Source organism: Microbacterium sp. LMI1x-1-1.1, from assembly GCF_040676205.1.
Lineage (GTDB): Bacteria > Actinomycetota > Actinomycetes > Actinomycetales > Microbacteriaceae > Microbacterium > Microbacterium aquilitoris.
In genome coordinates, this window is sequence record NZ_JBEGHM010000002.1 from 269,709 (window position 1) to 287,142 (window position 17,434).

Sequence of the window (17,434 nt, forward strand, 5' to 3'; positions counted from 1 at the left end):
TCCCGCACGCTATCGGTGCGACGTTGCGATCTTCAACACCTGCGCCGCGAAGCGCTCGCCGATGAGGCGATGCGCCTCGGGGCTCGGGTGCAGCCGGTCGGGGAGCGGGTGGGTGGCGGCATCCGCTTCGCCGTAGAGGGCGAGGCCGTCGACGAGGTGCAGATTCGGGTCGTTCCGGCGGACGTGGACGTCGACGAGGGCGTCGCGGACGACCTCGAGGGTGAGGCGTCCGCCGGCGGTGTCGCCGGGGGTTCCGGCCGCGCCGAAGAGCAGCGTGCCGGTGGCGAAGGACTCGGGGTCGATGGTCCCGGGGCCGGGGGTGTTCTCGTGGATGCCGCACCAGATCGGCGTGATGAGGTGGAGTGGCGTGTCGGGGTGGCCGTCGCGGATCGTGTCGAGAAAGCCGTGGACGGCGGGGACGAACGCGCGCAGCCGCATGGCGTCGGCGTTCACGACGTTGATGCCGAGCGCGACGCTGATGACGTCGGCGGGGGTGTCGCGGATGACGCGCGCCACGAACGGGTCGACCTGGGCGCTGCCGCCGACCCCGAGGTTGCGCAGGTCGAGGCCGGCGCGGCGGGCGGCGAGCGAGACCCAGGTGGAGCTGGGGTGCGTCGCGTTGGAGCCCTGGCTGATCGAGCTGCCGTGGTGCACCCAGCGCGGGCGGTCGGTCGTGTCGGCGGATGCGGGTGCGTCGGCGTGGAGCGCGATGAGCTCGATCGTCTCGTTGTGCGGCAGCCAAAGTTCGACGAGCTTGTCGCGCGGGTCGAGTCCGTCGACCGTGATGCGCTGGGCGGGACCTTTGACGAGCTGACGGATGCCGGTGGCCGGGTCGGTGTCGAGGGTGTCGCCGCCGTCGAGCTCGACGCTGTCGTGCAGGACGCCGTCGATGCGGACGTCGACGCGCCCGCGCGGGCGGCTGAGTCCGCGGAGCGTGGCGCGCGTCGCATGGAGGTCGAGGTCGAGGCGGGATGCCGCGGTCCGCACCGCGATGCGGGCGCCGGCGGGCTGCGCCTCGACGCCCATCAGCTGCGGGTCGGGGTACTGGGTGCGGATCCAGGCCGGGAGGCGGTGCAGGCGCAGGCCGCGGGCGGTGGGTTCGAGCTCGGCGAGTCCGCGGACGGTCATCGTGTCGAGGGCGATGTCGATCATGCGGGGTCCTTGGGGGTCCAGGTGCGGAGGGCGCGGTCGAGGGCGTCGAGCGCGCGCTCCCAGGAGGTGTCGGTGGCCTCGTCGCGGTGGGCGAACGACGAGGCGGATTCGAGGGCGAGGTAGCCGGCGATGGTGGCGCTCGCGAAGCGCACCGCGTGCACGGTTTCGCTCTCGGGCAGGCCGTAGTCGCCGAGCGAGCCGACGACGAGCGCCGAGATGCGGGATGCCGCCGGCCCGGTGATCTCGTTGCGTTCGACCGGCTGCGAGATCATCGCCCAGCGGGCCGGGTGGTCGAAGGCATAGGAGCGCTGCGCGTTCGCGAGGTCGCGGAGGGTGGGCGTGCCGCCGATCGTGTCGGCGAGCTCGTGGAAGACTGCGGCCTGGACCGCGCTGCGGAGCGCAGCGAGGTCGCGGACGTGCGCGTAGAGGCTGGCGGTCTGCACGCCGACGCGTCGGGCGAGCGCCGACATCGAGAGCGCGCCCGGTCCGCCGGCGTCGATGAGGTCGAGCGCTACTCGGGTGAGAGCGTCGGGAGAGAGGTTCGCGCGGGGCACGAGGATTAAACCTACACCCTTTAGGTTTTGGTGGCGACTGAGGCCGGATCGTGATCCGGCGCAGTGCGGGCCGACGCTACGTTGAGCGAGAGGGCGGGGGAGGGCACAGCGATGGAGACGAAGCGGTTCAGCGTTGCGGCGGTGATCGTCGTGGTGGTCGGATTCCTCGGCGCAGGGGCGGTCCCGGCGGCGTACGCCTCCGCAGAGGTCGCCCCCGATGTGGTGGCGGCGTTTTCGGACACCGCGATCGATGACGTGCGAGATCAGGTCGACACCCTGCCCGCGCTCGAAGACGCGGCATCCTTCGGTCCCGTGCACCGGGTGTATCGCTGGAGCGACGCCTTGGTCGCCGGCGACGCCGGCGATCCGGTGACGGCGCTCGACGAGTGGGTGGCGCCGGTGCTGTCGTCCTCAGGTGAGGCGCTGGCGATCTACCGGGTGTGGCGTGAGTCTCCGGACAGCGTGGCCGAGTTCGCAGGTGTCGACGGGGATGCTGCGACGGCCGCCGCGATCGTCGATGTCGACGCGGATGCCGCACTGGTCTCGGATCCGACGGTCGCCGCCTGGTACGCGGTGTGGGACGACGTCGCGACACCGGTCGGCTCAGCGACGTTCTCCGACATCCGCGCGGGGACGCCTGTCGGTGAGGTCGCGACGCTGGTCTCGGAGAGGACAGCGCAGGCCGTCCGCGATGCCGCGCCGCCCGCCGGGAGGTCGTTCGCCGGCTGGGTGTGGGGCGGCGTCGGGGTGCTGGCGATCGCGGCGATCGGCGTCTGCGTCGGGGCGCGGCGGCGGGTGCCGGTGGGCTGAGCACCGGCCGTGCGAGCATGGCCGCATGAACCCGGACGACGAGCTCCCGCGTATCGGCCATTCCGCTGTAGATCCTGCTGCTGTGGCCGGCGGGGGTGAACCCTTCGCCGAGCTTGCCGCCCGGCTTGGAGTGGGGCCCGTCGAGGCGCCGGTGTCGGACGGTTGGCGGGTGCTGCGGCAACGTGGCGACGAGGCGGTCGTCGGAGCTCCGCTGGATGCCGAGCGGACATCGTGGTGGGTTGCGTACCTGCGGCCGGGGGAGGAGGTGTGGTTCGTCGACAGTCCTGAGCGGCTGCGGGCCAGTCACGCCGAGCGCCGTCGCGGCCTCGCTCTGCGGTGGCCGTCGGTGGCCCGGCCGGATGCCGGTCCGGATGGTTTCGTGATCGATGTCGTCAACACCGGCAGTCAGCGCTGGGAGCCCGACGGTGACTCGTTCCAGGTGGTCGGCTCCGTGACCGGTGCGCACGAGTCGAGGGTGCTCATGACCTGGGCGGCGTCGGGCGGGATGCCGGCGGTGCCGCTCGACCCGGGCGAGTACGCGCGCGTGCCGGTCGATATCCACGAGGATGCGTGGGCGGCGGTCGTGCCGGGCGAGAACACGTTGCATGCCTGGCTGGTTCCGCTTCGGGTGGTGGCCGAGCCGCTGCAGATTCAGGTGACTGCGGAGTCCGTCAAGAATGCCCAGGCGAACGAGCGTTGGGAGGGATCGGACCAGGACCGGGCGGCTCTGGCGGCGGATCTCCTCGAGCAGCGGGCAATTCTGGATGCCGGCCCTCGCCTCCCCGAGATCGCTTCGGCGATCGCGGGCACGACGACGGAGGACGATGCGGTCGCGGCGATCGAGTCGCTGCTCGGAGTCGGTGCGAGCGCCGCGGAGGCCGTGTTCCGCCGGGCATCTCTCAGCGATCTGCACGTGTCGTCGGCGGAGTGGCGCCGCGAGCGCATCGCCCACACCGAGCAGAAGCTCGCCGAGTAGCGATCTCCGCCGCGCGGGGGAGGCGTGCCGCTGTGCCCGCCGCCTACCGTCGTTGAGGACGGAAGGAGCACGCGATGACTGAACCAAAGAACGAGACCCCGGTCGCAGTCTGGTATTTCATCGGCGCGACCTTCGCCGGTGCCCTGCCGAACCTGCTGTTCCCGGGCCTGAATGCCTGGGTGCGGGTGCTGTTCATCGTCGTGGCGCTGGTGCTCATCTCCGCCGGGTTCGTGCAATTGCGGCGCGAAACCGGCTGGGGGAAGAAGCGCGAGAGCGACGAGCCGCCGTCGGGATCGTCGCCCGACGCCTGAGCGCGTCAGGCGCCGGTCTGCGGCAGTCGGGACTTCTTGAACTGGCCGAGCGCCAGCAGCAGGAGAATGACCGCGGCGCACGCGAGCCAGCCCGGCCAGCTGAGCGGTGACGCGGCGAGCGGCTGCAGATCGGGCGAAGACACGAGGAACGCGAACCCGGCGGCGGCGTTGAACGCACCGTGGCCGAGGACAGCGGGCCACACGTTGCCGGATCGCAGGCGCAGCCAGCCGAGCAGGATGCCGAAGCTGAGGCATCCCATCACCATGAGGGCGACCCCGAACAGGTTGGGCTCGGCGAAGTTGTAGCCGAGCAGGATGATCGGCGCGTGCCAGAGGCCCCAGATCACGCCGATGATGAGCAGCGCCGGCCAGGTGCCGAGGGGGCGGAGTGCGGAGAGCAGCCAGCCGCGCCAGCCGAGCTCTTCGCCGAACGCCAGGAACGAGTTGATCACGGCGCCGACCGGGATGAAGGCGAGCTGGGTGATGACGAGCGCCGCCACCGGGATCTCGATGTTCGGCGTGCCGGCCGCCTCGAGCTGAGCGTCGAGGGCCGCGGCGAAGCCGGAGAAGTTGACGAGGTCGAGCTGCAGCGCGCCCGTCGCAGCGGCGATGAACGTGGCGAGCACCGGCACGAGGACGGCGATGGCGAGTCCGATGCCGAGCAGGCCGAAGAAGCGACCGAGAGGCTTGATCGGGACGAGGGCGAGCATGCGCCAGGCCCGCCGTCCGGCGGTGCGGCGCAGGAACAGGGTGACGATGAGCGCGGCGACGGCCGGCGTGAACATCATCACCGGCAGGAGCAGTGGTGCGATGGGGGTGGCGAGGCCGTCACCCGTCCAGAGGGGGAGAGTGACGAGCCAGGCGAGCCCGCACGCGATGACGGTGAACGCGATGACGGCGATCCACGGGACGGTGGTGGTTCCGCGGGTGTCCGGAGTGGTGGGGGCGGATGCCGCGGGGGTGGGGTACGTGCTCATGGTGGGGTGGCCTCCTGGTGGCGAGGTGCTTCCGCCGGTGTGGTCAGTCGGCAGTCACATCAGCCGAGCCCCGGGTTCTGGCCCAGGGAGCGGGAGTGTGCTGTCAGGTAGTGAAGGTCAGACGGTGGCCGCGGCTATCTGCCCAAGGACCTTTTCGCGGTAGCGCTCCTGGTTCATGAAACGCGAGTAGTGATCAATTCGCACGACCCGATGACTGCGACGGAAGTCGGGCGTGAGTGATGAGTAGGCGAGATGACCGAAGACCAGAATCAAAGGGTTGGAGTCGAGCGCGGCGAGCTCGTGCTCAAGGCGGGCGAGATGGGTGGCGACCGCCTCTGGGTGTTCTGCTCGCCACTTCCGCACGATTTTGGAGTCAGTCTCAGGAAGGTCTGTGAACACATCCGTCATATAAGCGCCCCAGTAGGGCGTATCCCGGAAGGCGAAACGAATCTTGTAGTCCTGCGCGCGGCCAGACGGGTCGTGGAAGTTCCGCCACGGTTCCGCCTTCATCTCGACGCCTCGGCTCGACGCGTTCAGCCCAAGAAGAACCACGCTGGGGTTGAGGTCGCCGAGAAGCTCCGCGTTCTGGTCAGGGTCCAGCACGCTCAAATCACCCACTCGCGCCTTCGCCGGTTCTCCCGCCTCTCGACGAGCCCACACGGCCCACGAGGAAAACGTGCTGTAGGCCTCGAGCAGGGAGTCGAAAGTATCCCGATCAATCAACGGTGAAATCCTTCGGTCGTATGCGCTCTGCTGATTGGACGCTTGCACGCATCCTGCCAGGTGCGTTCCGCGATCGCCTACTTCATGCATACGGATGGGTAACAGCCTGGGTGTGGCGTCTAAATGAGGTCGTTCTGAGTCTGGACATGCTGGCACGTCGCTCGCGCTACCGCCTTTTCGTTCGATCATGTTTAGCGGCTCGGTGCGGATCAGCCGCAGGTCTCGAACACGTACTCCGGATCATCCGGCGTGACGAGATCCCGATCCCGCAGAACGACGGATGCCGGTGTCTCCGGGTCGGCGCAGACCTCGTCCCACGGGCGGGGAGGTTGTCGGTGTACTCGATGGCGAGGACGTGATCGCCGTAGACCTCGGTGTAGGCGGAGCATTCCTCGTAAGCCGCGCACTCCTCGACGACGGCGAAGTCGAAGCCGGCGCGCGCGTGGAGGAAGCGAGAGCGCGTCAGGTCCGTCGGCGTCCATGGGGTCGAGCGCCGCGCGGATGAGGGCGTCGGGGGAGAGGTTCGCGCGCGGCCCGAGGAGTCGATCTGCACCCTTGAGGTCTCATGGGGGCCTGGGACTGAGGGAGCGCCTACTAGCCTGAGGCGATGTTCCTCCCCGCACCGAAAGGCCTTCGGTCCGCGAAAATCCTCGACGAGCGTCTCGAGATGCTCACGACGATCCCGAGTGTCCAGCCCCTACGCGAGTGGGCGTCGGATCTGGAGCAGCGCGCCGACGGCCGCGTCGTTCCTCGCTTCGATCCCGCGGAGGCGGGCGTCGATGCCCGGGTGCTCTTCGTTCTCGAGGCCCCGGGGCCAATGGCCAACGCTCTCAGTGGCAATGTTCGTCCCGGTTCGGGCTTCATCTCGGTCGACAACAACGATGCGACGGCCGCCAATCTCTGGTTGGCGCGGGATGCTGCTGCGCTCCACGATCATTTTCTCGCCTGGAACATCGTCCCCTGGTACCTCGGCCCCGCGTCCGTCAAGCCGAACGCGGCCGAGCTCGCTGACGGGTCGGCTGCACTGCGCGAGCTGATGCAGTTACTTCCGGTGTTGGAGGTCGTGGTTCTATCGGGACGATTCGCGCAGCGCGGATGGCGAAAGTTCGTCGACCCGTCGGGTCGGTTACCGGTGAGCGTCGTCGACACTTGGCATCCCGGACCGCAGTCGATGGCGCAGCCCGGGAAACGCGACGCTCTCGTCGCAGACCTGAGGGCCGTCGCAGGGACGCTCTCGAGGCGCTGAGTTGCGCGCAGAGTAGCTGCTGGCGGGAATGGTTGGCTCTCCGAGAACCGTCGATGAGGGCGAGCAATGGTGAGAGCTCGACAGCGACAGGTTCCTTGTCGTGGGTGCAGTGACGTTTGTAGCCGCCGGGGTGACCGGTTCGGAGGGTAGGCCGTCCCCCATGAGAGCTACGACGTAACCTCGCCTTGTGACAGATATGCCCTACGAACCTGCCGAAGCAATGTCGACGCCGAGTCCGACGGAAGAGATTGCGAACCTCATTCGAGACAACGACGGACGGCTCGGCGAGGTGTTCCGGCTAGACGAGCAGGGCTTTGCGCCTGATGAGATCGCTCAGCAGCTCAATGTCGCAACCGTTGGTTTTGTGTACTCCTATCGGACGTACGCGAACGCCGCGCTTCATGGAAAGGTGCCAGGTGGGTCCACGCTTCGAAAGGCGACACTCAGTTCGCTGAACTCTCTGGTCAAGGCTGGGCGTGACGTGCTCTCTCGCGACGCCATGCAGCTTCTCTTGGCGCATCGATCAGCCGTCGAGGCAGCCGAGTCGGACGCTGAGCCCACCGTCCAGGAGGTTGAAGACAACGAGCAGCAAGAACGCGACGCTCTCTCGACTTTGGAGCGGCTTCGAGGGGTTCCCGGGATCTACGCGTTCTCATACGGGTGGTACCTCGAGAGCCCCGTCGACCAGGCCCGGGGCAACACGCTCATCAAGGTCGGGCGGGCCGAGGATGTCAGCGCTCGTATCAAGCAACACTCGAGTGGAGCCCGAGCCCACATGCCGGAGCCGCTCGCGCTCCTCCGCGTCTACTCCGTCGAGACGCCGGAGCTCGGTCACACGGAGCGAATGTTCCATCAGCTTCTCGACACCGCGGGGCATGGCAATCCGCGGCGTCGTGGCCTCAATCGCAGTGAGGTCGGGAAGGAATGGTTCCTCACGAACGAGGACTTCCTCGACACCGTTGCTAAGGCGCTGAAGCTGACGACGCTGTACATCGGTCGGTCGGAGTTCGCGGACGAGTAGCCTCGGCGCTCAGCCGCACGTCTCGAACACGTACCCCGGATCATCCGGCGTGACGAGATCCCGATCCCGCAGAACGACGGATGCCGGTGTCACCGGGTCGGCGCAGACCTCGTCCCACGGGCGGGGGAGGTTGTCGGTGTAGTCGATGGCGAGGACGTGGTCGCCGTAGACCTCGGTGTAGGCGGAGCATTCCTCGTAGGCCGCGCATTCCTCGACGACCGCGAAGTCGAAGCCGGCGCGCGAGTGGAGGAACGAGGCATCCTCGGCGGCGTTCTTCTGCCCGGCCGCGAGTCCGACGTCGTGTGCGATGTCGACGAGCAGAGTCGCGAGGTTGAGCGCGTCGTCGCGGCTGAGAGCGCCGCCGGTGCGGGTGTACGTGTCGAGGTTGTCGAACTCGACCGCGTCGAAGCCGTCGGATGCGCAGTCGCGGATCCACGGCTCGACGACCTTCGCGATGTCGCGCGCCTTGCGGGTGTCGAGGATGACCTCGTCCGGCCAGTCCGGGTCGATGATCGGCTGGCCCTCGTCATCGCGAAGGAGGAGGTCGTCGGGCCAAGCGTCAAGCTCGCCCGGCTGCGTCTGGAAGCCATTGACGTAACAGACGGAGTGTAGGTCATCAATGGATGCCGCGGTCCGGTCGCGCACCACGATGTCGACACCGTCGGGCGGATCGTAGGCGCCGCCGAGCTGGTAGTCGAGCTGGGCGCCCGCGGGCGGCAACTGCGGCCCGGCGGGCGGGTCGTGTGGATGCGCCGACTGGTCGGCGCATCCGGCGAGTAGCAGTGCAGTTGCGGCGAGCAGGGCGAGTGCGCGCCGGACGGTCATGTCGCGAACCTACCGGACGCCGGGGGATCGGTAGACTCGACGGGCCAGCCTCTGTAGCTCAATGGAAGAGCAGTTCCGTCCTAAGGAAACGGTTGGGGGTTCGAGTCCCTCCAGGGGCACCGATCTTTGCATGCAGTCGCGCCTTCCGCGCAGACCCGTGATCATCTCGGATGTCGATGCGCGCCCCGGGTCTCACCCCAGTCGCCGTCTGACAACGAGGGCACAACGCATTCCTGCCACGAATAGGCGAGGATGAATGAATCGCGGCCGCTCGGCCGCTCGATCTTCGAGCTCTACAGCAGGAGTGCCCACCTGTGGTGAATCACGTCGCCTTCATTTGGAATATCGCCGAGTCTCTTCGCGGCCCGTTCAAGCCCTCGGAGTACGGATCGGTCGTTCTTCCGTTCACCGTGCTCCGCCGCCTGGATGCGGTACTCGCCGACACCAAGCCCGCCGTCCTCGAGGCGGCGAAGGGCATCGAGTCGCTTCCCGAGATGCTCCAGACGATCAAGCTCACCGAGGCATCCGACCACCAGTTCTACAACACGTCCCCGTTCGACTTCGCCAAGCTGGTCGCCGACCCGGCTGACCTCCGTGCGAACCTGTCCTCCTATATGGCCGGGTTCTCCCCGAACGTGCGGGACATCTTCGAGCGGTTCGAGTTCGATAAGACGCTGAACAAGCTGGCGGAGAAGAACAAGCTCTTCGCGGTGACCGAAAAGTTCGCGCAGGCTGACTTCCACCCCCGCACCATCAGCAACATCCAGATGGGGCTCGTGTTCGAGGAGCTGATCCGATTCGCGAACGAGAAGTCGAACGAGACCGCCGGTGACCACTACACACCGCGCGAGGTCATCAAGCTCATGGTCGAGCTGCTGTTCGCGCTCGACGACGACGCCCTGTCGAAGTCGGGAGTGGTGCGATCGATCTACGATCCGACTGCCGGCACCGGTGGCATGCTATCCGTCGCGGACGAGTACCTCCGCACCCTGAATCCGGGCATCCAGCTCAGCCTGTACGGGCAGGACTACAACGACGCGTCGTACGCGATCTGCAAGGCCGACATGGTCATCAAGGGCCAGGACGTCGACAACATCGCCCTCGGCGACACCCTCACCGAGGACCACTTCGACGACAAGAAGTTCGACTACGGTCTGTCCAACCCACCGTTCGGCGTCGACTGGAAAGACCAACGGACCTATGTTGACGACGAGCACACCAAACTCGGCTTCAACGGTCGCTTTGGCCCCGGCACCCCCGCCGTCAGCGACGGCGCCATGCTGTTCCTGCTGCACCTGGTGTCGAAGATGCGCAAGCCCGAAGACGGCGGATCCCGCATGGCAATCGTTCTCAATGGATCACCGCTATTTTCCGGCGGCGCCGGCGGTGGCGAGTCGAACATCCGCAAGTGGCTGCTCGACAATGACCTCGTCGAAGCGATCATCGGATTGCCGAAGGATATGTTCTACAACACCGGCATCTCTACCTACATCTGGGTCCTCACCAACCGCAAAGACCAGAACCGCAAGGGCCGGGTGCAGCTCATCGACAGCCGCGAGATGTTCACCAAGCTCCGCAAGGGCCTCGGCTCCAAGCGCAACGAACTTTCCCCGAAGAACATCGAGACCATCGTCGGCCTGTACGCCGGATTCGAGGACGGCGAGCACTCGAAGATCTTCCACAACGAAGATTTCCTTTACCGCACCATTGCCGTCGAACGCCCCCTCAAGCTCAACTGGCACGCCACCCCCGAACGCATCGACACTGTCTTCGAAGCCAAGGCCATCCAGAAACTGAACGAGACGGATGCCGCCGCCCTGCGTGCTGCGCTCGACCGGCTCCGCACCGACACGGTCTGGAAGAACCGTGCCGAGTTCCAAAAGGTTCTGAAGGATGCCGCGAAAGCCGAAGGCCTCACCCTTCCCGCACCGCTGCTCAAGACCGTGACCGCGGAGCTCGGTGAGCAGGATGACAGCGCCGACATCTGCACCGACACGAAGGGTAGCCCGGAGTCGGATGCGTCGCTCCGCGACACCGAGAACGTGCCGTGGGACGAGGACGTCGACGCCTACGTCGCCCGCGAAGTCCTCCCGTACGCGCCGGACGCGTGGATCGACCACTCCAAGACCAAGGAAGGCGCGGAGATCCCCTTCACTCGCCACTTCTACCAGTACGTCCCACCCCGCCCGCTCGAGGAAATCGATCGTGATCTCGAAGCCGTGATGGATCAGCTCCGCGCAATGCTTGTCGAGGTCGAGCGGTGACTCGTTTTGGTGCACTCGTTGAGCGCGTTGACAAGAAGATCCCGGGGTCAAAGCTTCCGCTCCTCTCGGTGTCACAGACCCGCGGGGTGATCAGGCGAAGCGAGTTGACTGGCACGCCAGGTCGTGCCGAGTCGCTAGACCACTACAAGACATGTCGAGCTGGCGACATCGTGTTCAACAAGATGAGCATTAGGGCCGGTGCGATGGGGGTGGCGCAGGAAGCTGGGCTTGTCACCTACCACTACGAGGTGATGCGCCCTCGCAACGGAGTGGATTCGCGCTACGTCGTTTATCTCATGAAGTCGCAGGCCTTCACGGCCGAGATGGTCAAACGGGAGCGGGGAATCGCGGCCGGTGATGACAGTGGTTCGGTGAGGACCACTGAAGTTCCGTTTCGAGTACTGCGAACAATCGACACCTACGTCCCCGCCCCCGGTGAGCAGCGGACAATTGCGGACTATCTGGATCGGGAAACGGCGCAGATCGACGCGTTCATCGCGAAGAACGAGGAACTCATCACCCTCCTCACCGAACGGCGCGCCGCGGTCATTGCCCACGCAGTCACCCGCGGTACTGACGCCGGAGCCTCGCTCCAGGCGAGCGAGGTGGAGTGGCTGGGAGAGGTTCCAAGCCATTGGTCCGTTCAGCGGTTGGCGTCGACAGTAGCCCGCGCACGGAACGGTGTCTGGGGCGCCGACCCGGAAGGTGGCGACGACGACTTGCGGTGCGTGCGCGTTGCAGATTTCGATCGGCCAATGCAACGGATCCATGATGATGCGCACACGCTTCGGAAGCTGACGCCATCTGAGCGCGCTGGTCGAACGCTGCGAAACGGTGATCTGCTGCTCGAAAAGTCCGGCGGTGGAGAGAAGTCTCCGGTTGGCTTCGTCGTGCTCTACGACCGAGATGAGCCAGCAGTTTGCTCGAACTTCGTAGCTCGGGTGGAGCTGCGAGAGGGAATGGATCCCAAGTTCTGGACTTACGTCCATGGAGCGATGTATCGGCTGCGCATCACCGAGAGGTCGCTCAAGCAGTCCACCGGGATCCAGAACCTCGATCAGTCGGCGTACTTCAACGAGTACGTCGCAGTGCCGCCTTACCGCGAACAGCGCGCGATTGCTGAGGACATCGAGCAACGGACTGCGGACATTGACGCTGCGGTGGGCACAGCGCGTCGAGGAGTCGAATTGGCGCGACAGCGTCGTGCCGCGCTGATCTCGGCTGCGGTGACGGGCAAGATCGATGTGGGGGTGGCTGCATGAGTGGTGTTGCGGGGGCGCATCTGGAGTCGGTGCTCGAGAACGAGATCGCCGAGCATCTTGCCGCGAACGGCTGGCTGTACTCGCCGACCGACGCCGGCTACGACCGTGAGCTCGCGCTGTTTCGCACGGACGTGCTCGGCTGGCTCGAGGATTCGCAGCCGATCGAGTTCGCGAAGGTTGTCCGGCCCGAAGATACCGACGACCAGCGAAAGGCAGCGGGCGACAGCATCCTGCATCGCCTTGCGAAGTCGCTGGACCTGGATCCTCTGAAGAACGGGGGCACGATCCGGATTCTGCACGAGGGCTTCTCGATCGTGCCGCTGCACGGTGGTGCGGTGAAGTTCCGTCTGGCGCAGTTCCGGCCGGCGACGACCAACAACCCTAAAACGCTCGACACCTACGCGAAGATGCGGGTGCGGGTGATGCGTCAGGTGCGTTACTCGGTGAAGCATCCGAACAAGGCGTTGGATCTGGTGCTGTTCGTGAACGGCATCCCGGTCGCGACCATCGAGTTGAAGACGGACTTCACGCAGGCGATCGGCAACGCAGTTGACCAGTACCGGTTCGACCGGTCGCCGGCGGGTGAACCGCTGTTCGGGTTCGCGAAGCGGTCGCTGGTGCATTTCGTGGTGTCGAACTCCGAGGTGCGGATGACGACGCGCCTCGCCGACGCCGCCACTCGGTTCTTGCCCTTCAACAAGGGCGCGAATGAGGGTGCGGGGAACCCAGCCAACCCTGAAGGTTCCGCCTCCTCCTACTTCTGGGAAGAGATCCTGCAGCGCGACACCTGGTTGCAGCTGCTGGGTTCCTTCGTTCACCTGCAGGTCGAGGTCGACGTCGACCCCGACACGGGCAAGAAGTCGAAGTCGGAGAAGGTGCTGTTCCCCCGGTACCACCAGTGGCGTGCCGTGACGCGGCTTGTCGAGGCGGCGGGGGCTGAGGGTGCGGGCAACCGGTACCTGGTGCAGCACTCGGCGGGATCGGGAAAGACGAACTCGATCTCGTGGCTTGCGCACCGTCTCTCCCAACTCCATGACGATCAGAATGCGCGGGTGTTCGACACGGTCGTGGTGGTTACCGACCGGACGGTGCTGGACAAGCAGCTGCAGGATGCGATCGGCCAGTTCGAGAAGCAGGCCGGGGTGGTGCAGTCGATCACGAAGGATGCGGGTGAGTCGAAGTCGAAGCAGCTCGCCGCAGCGTTGACCGGTGGCAAGAACATCGTGATCGTGACGATTCAGTCGTTCGAGGCACTCATCACCGCGATCCAGACCCTGCCGGAGTTGCAGGGGCGCCGGTTCGCGGTGATTGCGGACGAGGCCCACTCATCTCAGACCGGATCCACCGCCGGCGCGCTGACCAAGGTGCTATCCCCGGACGAGCAGGCCGCGGCGGCAGAAGGCGCTCCGATCAACTCGGAGGCGTACCTGCAGTGGGCGATGGAGGTCACGGCAGCTGCTCCCAACATCTCCTACTTCGCGTTCACCGCGACCCCGAAGGCAAAGACTCTCGAGCTGTTCGGGCGGGTCCCGCAGGGGATGGGAACCGATGCGACTCCGGAGCCGTTCGATCTGTACTCGATGCAGCAGGCGATCGAAGAGGGCTTCATCCTCGACGTGCTGCAGAACTACACGCCGTACAAAGTGGCGTGGAAGCTGCAGCATCCCGATTCCGACTACGACGATGGCGGGGAGGTCGACGAGTCGACGGCGGTGAAGGCGCTCGTGCAGTACGTGCGGCTGCATCCAACAAACATCAGTCAGAAGGCGAAGATCGTCGTCGACCATTTCCGCACCTTCGTACAGCCACTGTTGGACGGCAAGGCGAAGGCGATGGTGGTCACAGGGTCGAGGGTGGAGGCCGTGCGATGGAAGAAGTACCTCGACAACTACATCGCCGATGCCGGAGTGCGGGGTGTGCGATCGCTGGTCGCGTTCTCGGGCACGGTCGAGGACCCGGAGGATGTCGGTGAGGGACTGACGGAGCGCACTCAGAATCCGGGGGTGCCGTCGGATCTTGCGGACGCGTTCAAGCCAGCGACGTTCAACGTGATGATCGTGGCGGAGAAGTTCCAGACCGGATTCGACCAGCCCCGGCTTATTGCGATGTACGTCGACAAGAAGCTCGGCGGCGTCCAGGCCGTGCAGACCCTGTCCCGGCTGAACCGGACCTACCCAGGGAAAGACAAGACCTTCGTCCTCGACTTCGTCAACGACCCGCAGGAGGTGCTGGACGCGTTCCTGCCCTACTACCGGAAGGCGACGCTCACCGCGACGACCGACCCGAACCTGATCTACGACCTCGTGGTCAAACTCGACTCGGCCGGCATCTACGACATGTCGGAGGTCGAGCAGGCGTTCGACGCCGCCCTCGTTGGTGGGGCGAACGCGAACTCGAAGGTGTCGGCCGCCACGAAGCCGGCGGTGGACCGGTTCCAGAAGCGATGGGTCGCGGCGGTGCTGGATGACGACAAGGCCGAGCAAGACGAGTTGCGGCTGTTCAAAGCTGACGTGGGCAACTTCGTGAAGTTCTACGACTTCATCTCCCAAGCCCGCAACCTCGAAGACACCGACCTGCCTCGCCGGCACTACTTCTTTCGCCGCATCCTCCCGCAACTGTCGACCGCGACGATCCTCGAACCCGTCGACATCTCGAATGTGACCCTCGTCGGCTACAAGATCAGCGCGGGCGAGCCCGTGAAGCTGAACCTCGAGCAGGGTCCGGGGCTGGATCCGATCATGGCGATCGGATCGGGCGCGATTCACGAGAAGCATCGGAGCGCGCTCGAGGAAATCATCCAGAAGCTCAATGAGCGCCTCGGTGACAAGTACGGTGTAGGCGTGATCGATATCACGATGAATCACATCGTCGGCAAGCTCGCACTGGACTACGATCTCGCGAAACAGGCGGAGGTGAACACCCCGCAACAGTTTGCCGAATCGCCTGCGTTGCCGAAGGCGTTCACTAAGGCAGTAGTCGAGGTGCGGGAAGAGACGCCGATGTTTATTGACGACCTGCTGAGTGACAACGGACTGTTCTCTGCCTTGAGTAGAGCGCTGCCGGCCATGCTCTACGAGCACCTGAAAAGGGCGGGGACGGGATCGAGTAGCGAGGAAACGCCGTGAGAACTGTTACCAGAATTGAGATCGTCGGGTTGTTCGGATACGCCCGTCATGAGGTGCATCTTCGTTCGACCGAGCCAACCATCGTTGTTGCGCCCAACGGTGCGGGAAAGACTCACGTGCTTCGCTTGACGGCCGCCGCTCTTGCACTCGACGGTCAGACGCTCGTCGGAACGATCTATAACACTCTCAAGCTCGAGTTCAGCGACGGCAAGTCGCTTGTCGTCGAGCGAGAGATTAGCTCTGACGGACCAACTGTTCGCATGTCCGCGTCCAGCTCGACCGATGAAGCGACAGAGAGCATCAGGTTCACGCTTGCGGAGCTCGAAAGTGAACGCGCGCTGCCTCCCGGATTTGTGAAGACGGCATCCGGCCGTTGGTATAACGAGCGTACGGGCACCCACGTGACGGAGAACGAGTTGCGTCGTCGGTACGACTTCGAAGCAGATGTGCTCGCGACGCGCGTCAAGAAGGTACCCGCAATAGCGGAGCTCTGCGGCGGGAACCGTCCAGTCTTCATCGACACCTGGCGTCTAGACGCACGAGCCGAGGACTCGCGCATGCTTGGCGAGTGGGGCGGCCGTCGTATTCGATCTAGCAGCGCGGCGGCGTCGAGGATTCGCGGCTACACGCAAATGCTCAGCGAGGAAATCACAGAGGCGCGACGAGCCTCAGTGCAGGCCACGCAGAGCGCAGACCTCAGCTTCGCTCGACGTGCTCTGCAGGGCGCCCGTTCGACAATCCGAGAGTCAGACCTTCATAAGCGTTATGACGAGACGGTAGAGCGATACGAGGCTCTAGCTCGGAACGGCTTGGCGGTAGGGGAGAGGCCGATGGCGTTCCCTGACAAGACCACCCCAACGGACCGGCGAATCCTGAGCGTTTTCCTAGATGACTGGGACCGGAGACTCGAGCCGTTGCTACCGGTCAATGAAAAACTCGAAGCACTTCGCGACATCCTCGACACCAAGTTGGCGCCGTCGGGAAAGGTAACTTCGATCTCGGCGCGCGGTGGTCTCGAGTTCCATAACGCTGCCGGTCATCGCCTGCCTGTGGCGAGGCTGTCATCTGGCGAACAGCATCTTGTGGCGTTGTTCACGCTCCTGCTATTCGCAGCACGCCCCGGATCCCTGGTCCTCATTGACGAGCCCGAGATCTCGCTTCACGCGGCATGGAAGCACGCGTTTCTCGCAGACATCACCCGCGTTGCTGCATTGAGCAATCTGCAGGTCGTCCTTGCTACTCATTCAGCGGGAATCATCAACGGCCGATGGGACTTGACGGAAGAGCTCGAACTCGCTTCTCAGATCCCCTTGATGCCTGCGGATGATCTGGATGATCTAAATGACGACTTCGATGAGTGAGTCGCTGCGAGACCTAGATCGTCTCGAGGATCGCATTCGTCAACACCGTCAAGTAGATAAATCACCAGTACTCATCGTCGAGGGTTCGGACGACCTACTCGTCCTTCGGGCTCATGTGGAGCGGGTGACACTATTCGCCGCAGACGGGAAGCCGAAAGCCCTCGCCGCGGTGCGGGCGCTCAATCATATGGGCGAAGTCGGTGTCCGCGCGATCGTAGACGCTGACTTTGATGACGAGCCGGATCACGACCTCCATGGCATGGTGCATACCTACGAGGGGCGAGACCTGGAGGCGATGCTCATTTCCTTGGGCGTGCTTCAGCACTTACTAGAGCATCTCGGCTCAGCGTCAAAACTCAGTGCGGTTGGAGGACCGAGCGCCGCGGCTCAGCTGGTACTCGACTCGGCACTGCCTCTTGCGGGCATGCGATATGCCAATCGAGTGAATGGCTGGTCCTTGCGATTCGACGCAGTCGATCCGACATCGAAGGCGAACAAGACCACTCTCACCTTGGACACTCGGCGCTATGCCGCCAGCTTGCTGAGTGTCAGCGAAAGTCGGGCAATTGCTGATGACGTTGTCGCGGCGAGCGCTCAGGTGCCGCCTGACGGGCGGGGGCCACGCGGCAAAGATGTCGCAGCGTTCGCAGGGCTATCGCTCCGAACTAAATTCGCGTCTCTGTCTCACACCGCGGTGGGTGAGGAGCTGATCGCTGCGCAGATTCGTTCTAGCGGTGGATTAGCGTTGGCCCATTCGCGCTGGTTGAGTTCCATCCGGGAGTCGCTCGCTGCGGCGGAAGAAGAATTGCGAAGTTTGGCGGCATGAC

Annotated in this window: 16 protein-coding genes and 1 tRNA gene; 11 read left to right on the top strand and 6 right to left on the bottom strand. The window is 65.1% G+C overall.

From position 1 onward, the window contains the following. Positions 1-9: 9 nt before the first annotated feature. Together MRBLMI1x_RS08995 and MRBLMI1x_RS09000 are read right to left on the bottom strand one after the other, a co-directional pair. Positions 10-1,152, bottom strand: coding sequence for a GDSL-type esterase/lipase family protein (locus tag MRBLMI1x_RS08995; protein ID WP_363458305.1), 1,143 nt, complete (start codon positions 1,150-1,152; stop codon positions 10-12). After that, complete coding sequence (locus MRBLMI1x_RS09000) at positions 1,149-1,706, bottom strand: TetR/AcrR family transcriptional regulator (RefSeq protein ID WP_363458308.1); 558 nt, start codon at positions 1,704-1,706, stop codon at positions 1,149-1,151. Before MRBLMI1x_RS09000 ends, MRBLMI1x_RS08995 begins: the two co-directional genes overlap by 4 nt. A 111-nt stretch (positions 1,707-1,817) precedes the next feature. On the opposite strand from MRBLMI1x_RS09000, the gene MRBLMI1x_RS09005 reads away from it, so the two are divergent. The 3 genes from MRBLMI1x_RS09005 to MRBLMI1x_RS09015 all read left to right on the top strand — a co-directional run bounded on the left by MRBLMI1x_RS09005 (position 1,818) and on the right by MRBLMI1x_RS09015 (position 3,803). Further along, on the top strand, positions 1,818-2,516 hold the full coding sequence (locus tag MRBLMI1x_RS09005; protein ID WP_363458311.1) for a hypothetical protein: 699 nt from the start codon (positions 1,818-1,820) through the stop codon (positions 2,514-2,516). A 25-nt stretch (positions 2,517-2,541) separates the two neighbouring features. Continuing rightward, on the top strand, positions 2,542-3,492 hold the full coding sequence (locus tag MRBLMI1x_RS09010; protein ID WP_363458313.1) for a hypothetical protein: 951 nt from the start codon (positions 2,542-2,544) through the stop codon (positions 3,490-3,492). A 74-nt stretch (positions 3,493-3,566) separates the two neighbouring features. Then, entirely contained in the window at positions 3,567-3,803 is a 237-nt protein-coding gene (locus tag MRBLMI1x_RS09015) for a hypothetical protein (RefSeq protein ID WP_363458316.1), read from the top strand. Positions 3,804-3,808: 5 nt separating this feature from the next. Here the strand turns inward: MRBLMI1x_RS09015 and MRBLMI1x_RS09020 are convergent, their stop codons facing one another. From MRBLMI1x_RS09020 to MRBLMI1x_RS14525, 3 genes are all read right to left on the bottom strand, one after another. Continuing rightward, entirely contained in the window at positions 3,809-4,780 is a 972-nt protein-coding gene (locus tag MRBLMI1x_RS09020; RefSeq protein ID WP_363458319.1) for a CPBP family intramembrane glutamic endopeptidase, read from the bottom strand. 117 nt (positions 4,781-4,897) lie between these two features. Then, entirely contained in the window at positions 4,898-5,503 is a 606-nt protein-coding gene (locus MRBLMI1x_RS09025) for a hypothetical protein (RefSeq protein ID WP_311857380.1), read from the bottom strand. Between the two features lie 166 nt (positions 5,504-5,669). Then, on the bottom strand, positions 5,670-6,056 hold the full coding sequence (locus tag MRBLMI1x_RS14525) for an endo alpha-1,4 polygalactosaminidase (protein ID WP_414685574.1): 387 nt from the start codon (positions 6,054-6,056) through the stop codon (positions 5,670-5,672). Positions 6,057-6,110: 54 nt separating this feature from the next. Here MRBLMI1x_RS14525 and MRBLMI1x_RS09035 point away from each other — a divergent pair, with 54 nt between their 5' ends. Continuing rightward, a complete protein-coding gene (locus tag MRBLMI1x_RS09035) occupies positions 6,111-6,749 on the top strand; it encodes a uracil-DNA glycosylase (RefSeq protein WP_363458321.1) in 639 nt (212 codons plus the stop codon). Positions 6,750-6,945: 196 nt separating this feature from the next. After that, positions 6,946-7,770, top strand: coding sequence for a GIY-YIG nuclease family protein (locus MRBLMI1x_RS09040; RefSeq protein ID WP_311870683.1), 825 nt, complete (start codon positions 6,946-6,948; stop codon positions 7,768-7,770). A 9-nt stretch (positions 7,771-7,779) separates the two neighbouring features. On the opposite strand, the gene MRBLMI1x_RS09045 is transcribed toward MRBLMI1x_RS09040, so the two are convergent. Beyond that, positions 7,780-8,595 (bottom strand): endo alpha-1,4 polygalactosaminidase, encoded by an 816-nt coding sequence (locus tag MRBLMI1x_RS09045; RefSeq protein ID WP_363458323.1) that lies wholly within the window; start codon positions 8,593-8,595, stop codon positions 7,780-7,782. A 47-nt stretch (positions 8,596-8,642) separates the two neighbouring features. Here MRBLMI1x_RS09045 and MRBLMI1x_RS09050 point away from each other — a divergent pair. The 6 genes from MRBLMI1x_RS09050 (at position 8,643) to MRBLMI1x_RS09075 (ending at position 17,433) form a co-directional block, all read left to right on the top strand. After that, positions 8,643-8,714: transfer RNA gene (locus MRBLMI1x_RS09050), tRNA-Arg, on the top strand. A gap of 195 nt (positions 8,715-8,909) precedes the next feature. Beyond that, positions 8,910-10,859, top strand: a complete 1,950-nt coding sequence (locus tag MRBLMI1x_RS09055) for a type I restriction-modification system subunit M (protein WP_363458325.1) — start codon at positions 8,910-8,912, stop codon at positions 10,857-10,859. Positions 10,860-10,927: 68 nt separating this feature from the next. After that, positions 10,928-12,121, top strand: a complete 1,194-nt coding sequence (locus MRBLMI1x_RS09060) for a hypothetical protein (RefSeq protein WP_363458327.1) — start codon at positions 10,928-10,930, stop codon at positions 12,119-12,121. Then, complete coding sequence (locus MRBLMI1x_RS09065) at positions 12,118-15,246, top strand: type I restriction endonuclease subunit R (protein ID WP_363458329.1); 3,129 nt, start codon at positions 12,118-12,120, stop codon at positions 15,244-15,246. The genes MRBLMI1x_RS09060 and MRBLMI1x_RS09065 overlap by 4 nt, the downstream gene beginning before the upstream one ends. Next, the gene (locus MRBLMI1x_RS09070) at positions 15,243-16,607 is read left to right on the top strand and encodes an AAA family ATPase (RefSeq protein WP_363458331.1); all 1,365 of its coding nucleotides are present in this window, start codon (positions 15,243-15,245) and stop codon (positions 16,605-16,607) included. Before MRBLMI1x_RS09065 ends, MRBLMI1x_RS09070 begins: the two co-directional genes overlap by 4 nt. Further along, the gene (locus MRBLMI1x_RS09075) at positions 16,588-17,433 is read left to right on the top strand and encodes a DUF4435 domain-containing protein (RefSeq protein ID WP_363458333.1); all 846 of its coding nucleotides are present in this window, start codon (positions 16,588-16,590) and stop codon (positions 17,431-17,433) included. Before MRBLMI1x_RS09070 ends, MRBLMI1x_RS09075 begins: the two co-directional genes overlap by 20 nt. Position 17,434 lies beyond the last annotated feature (1 nt).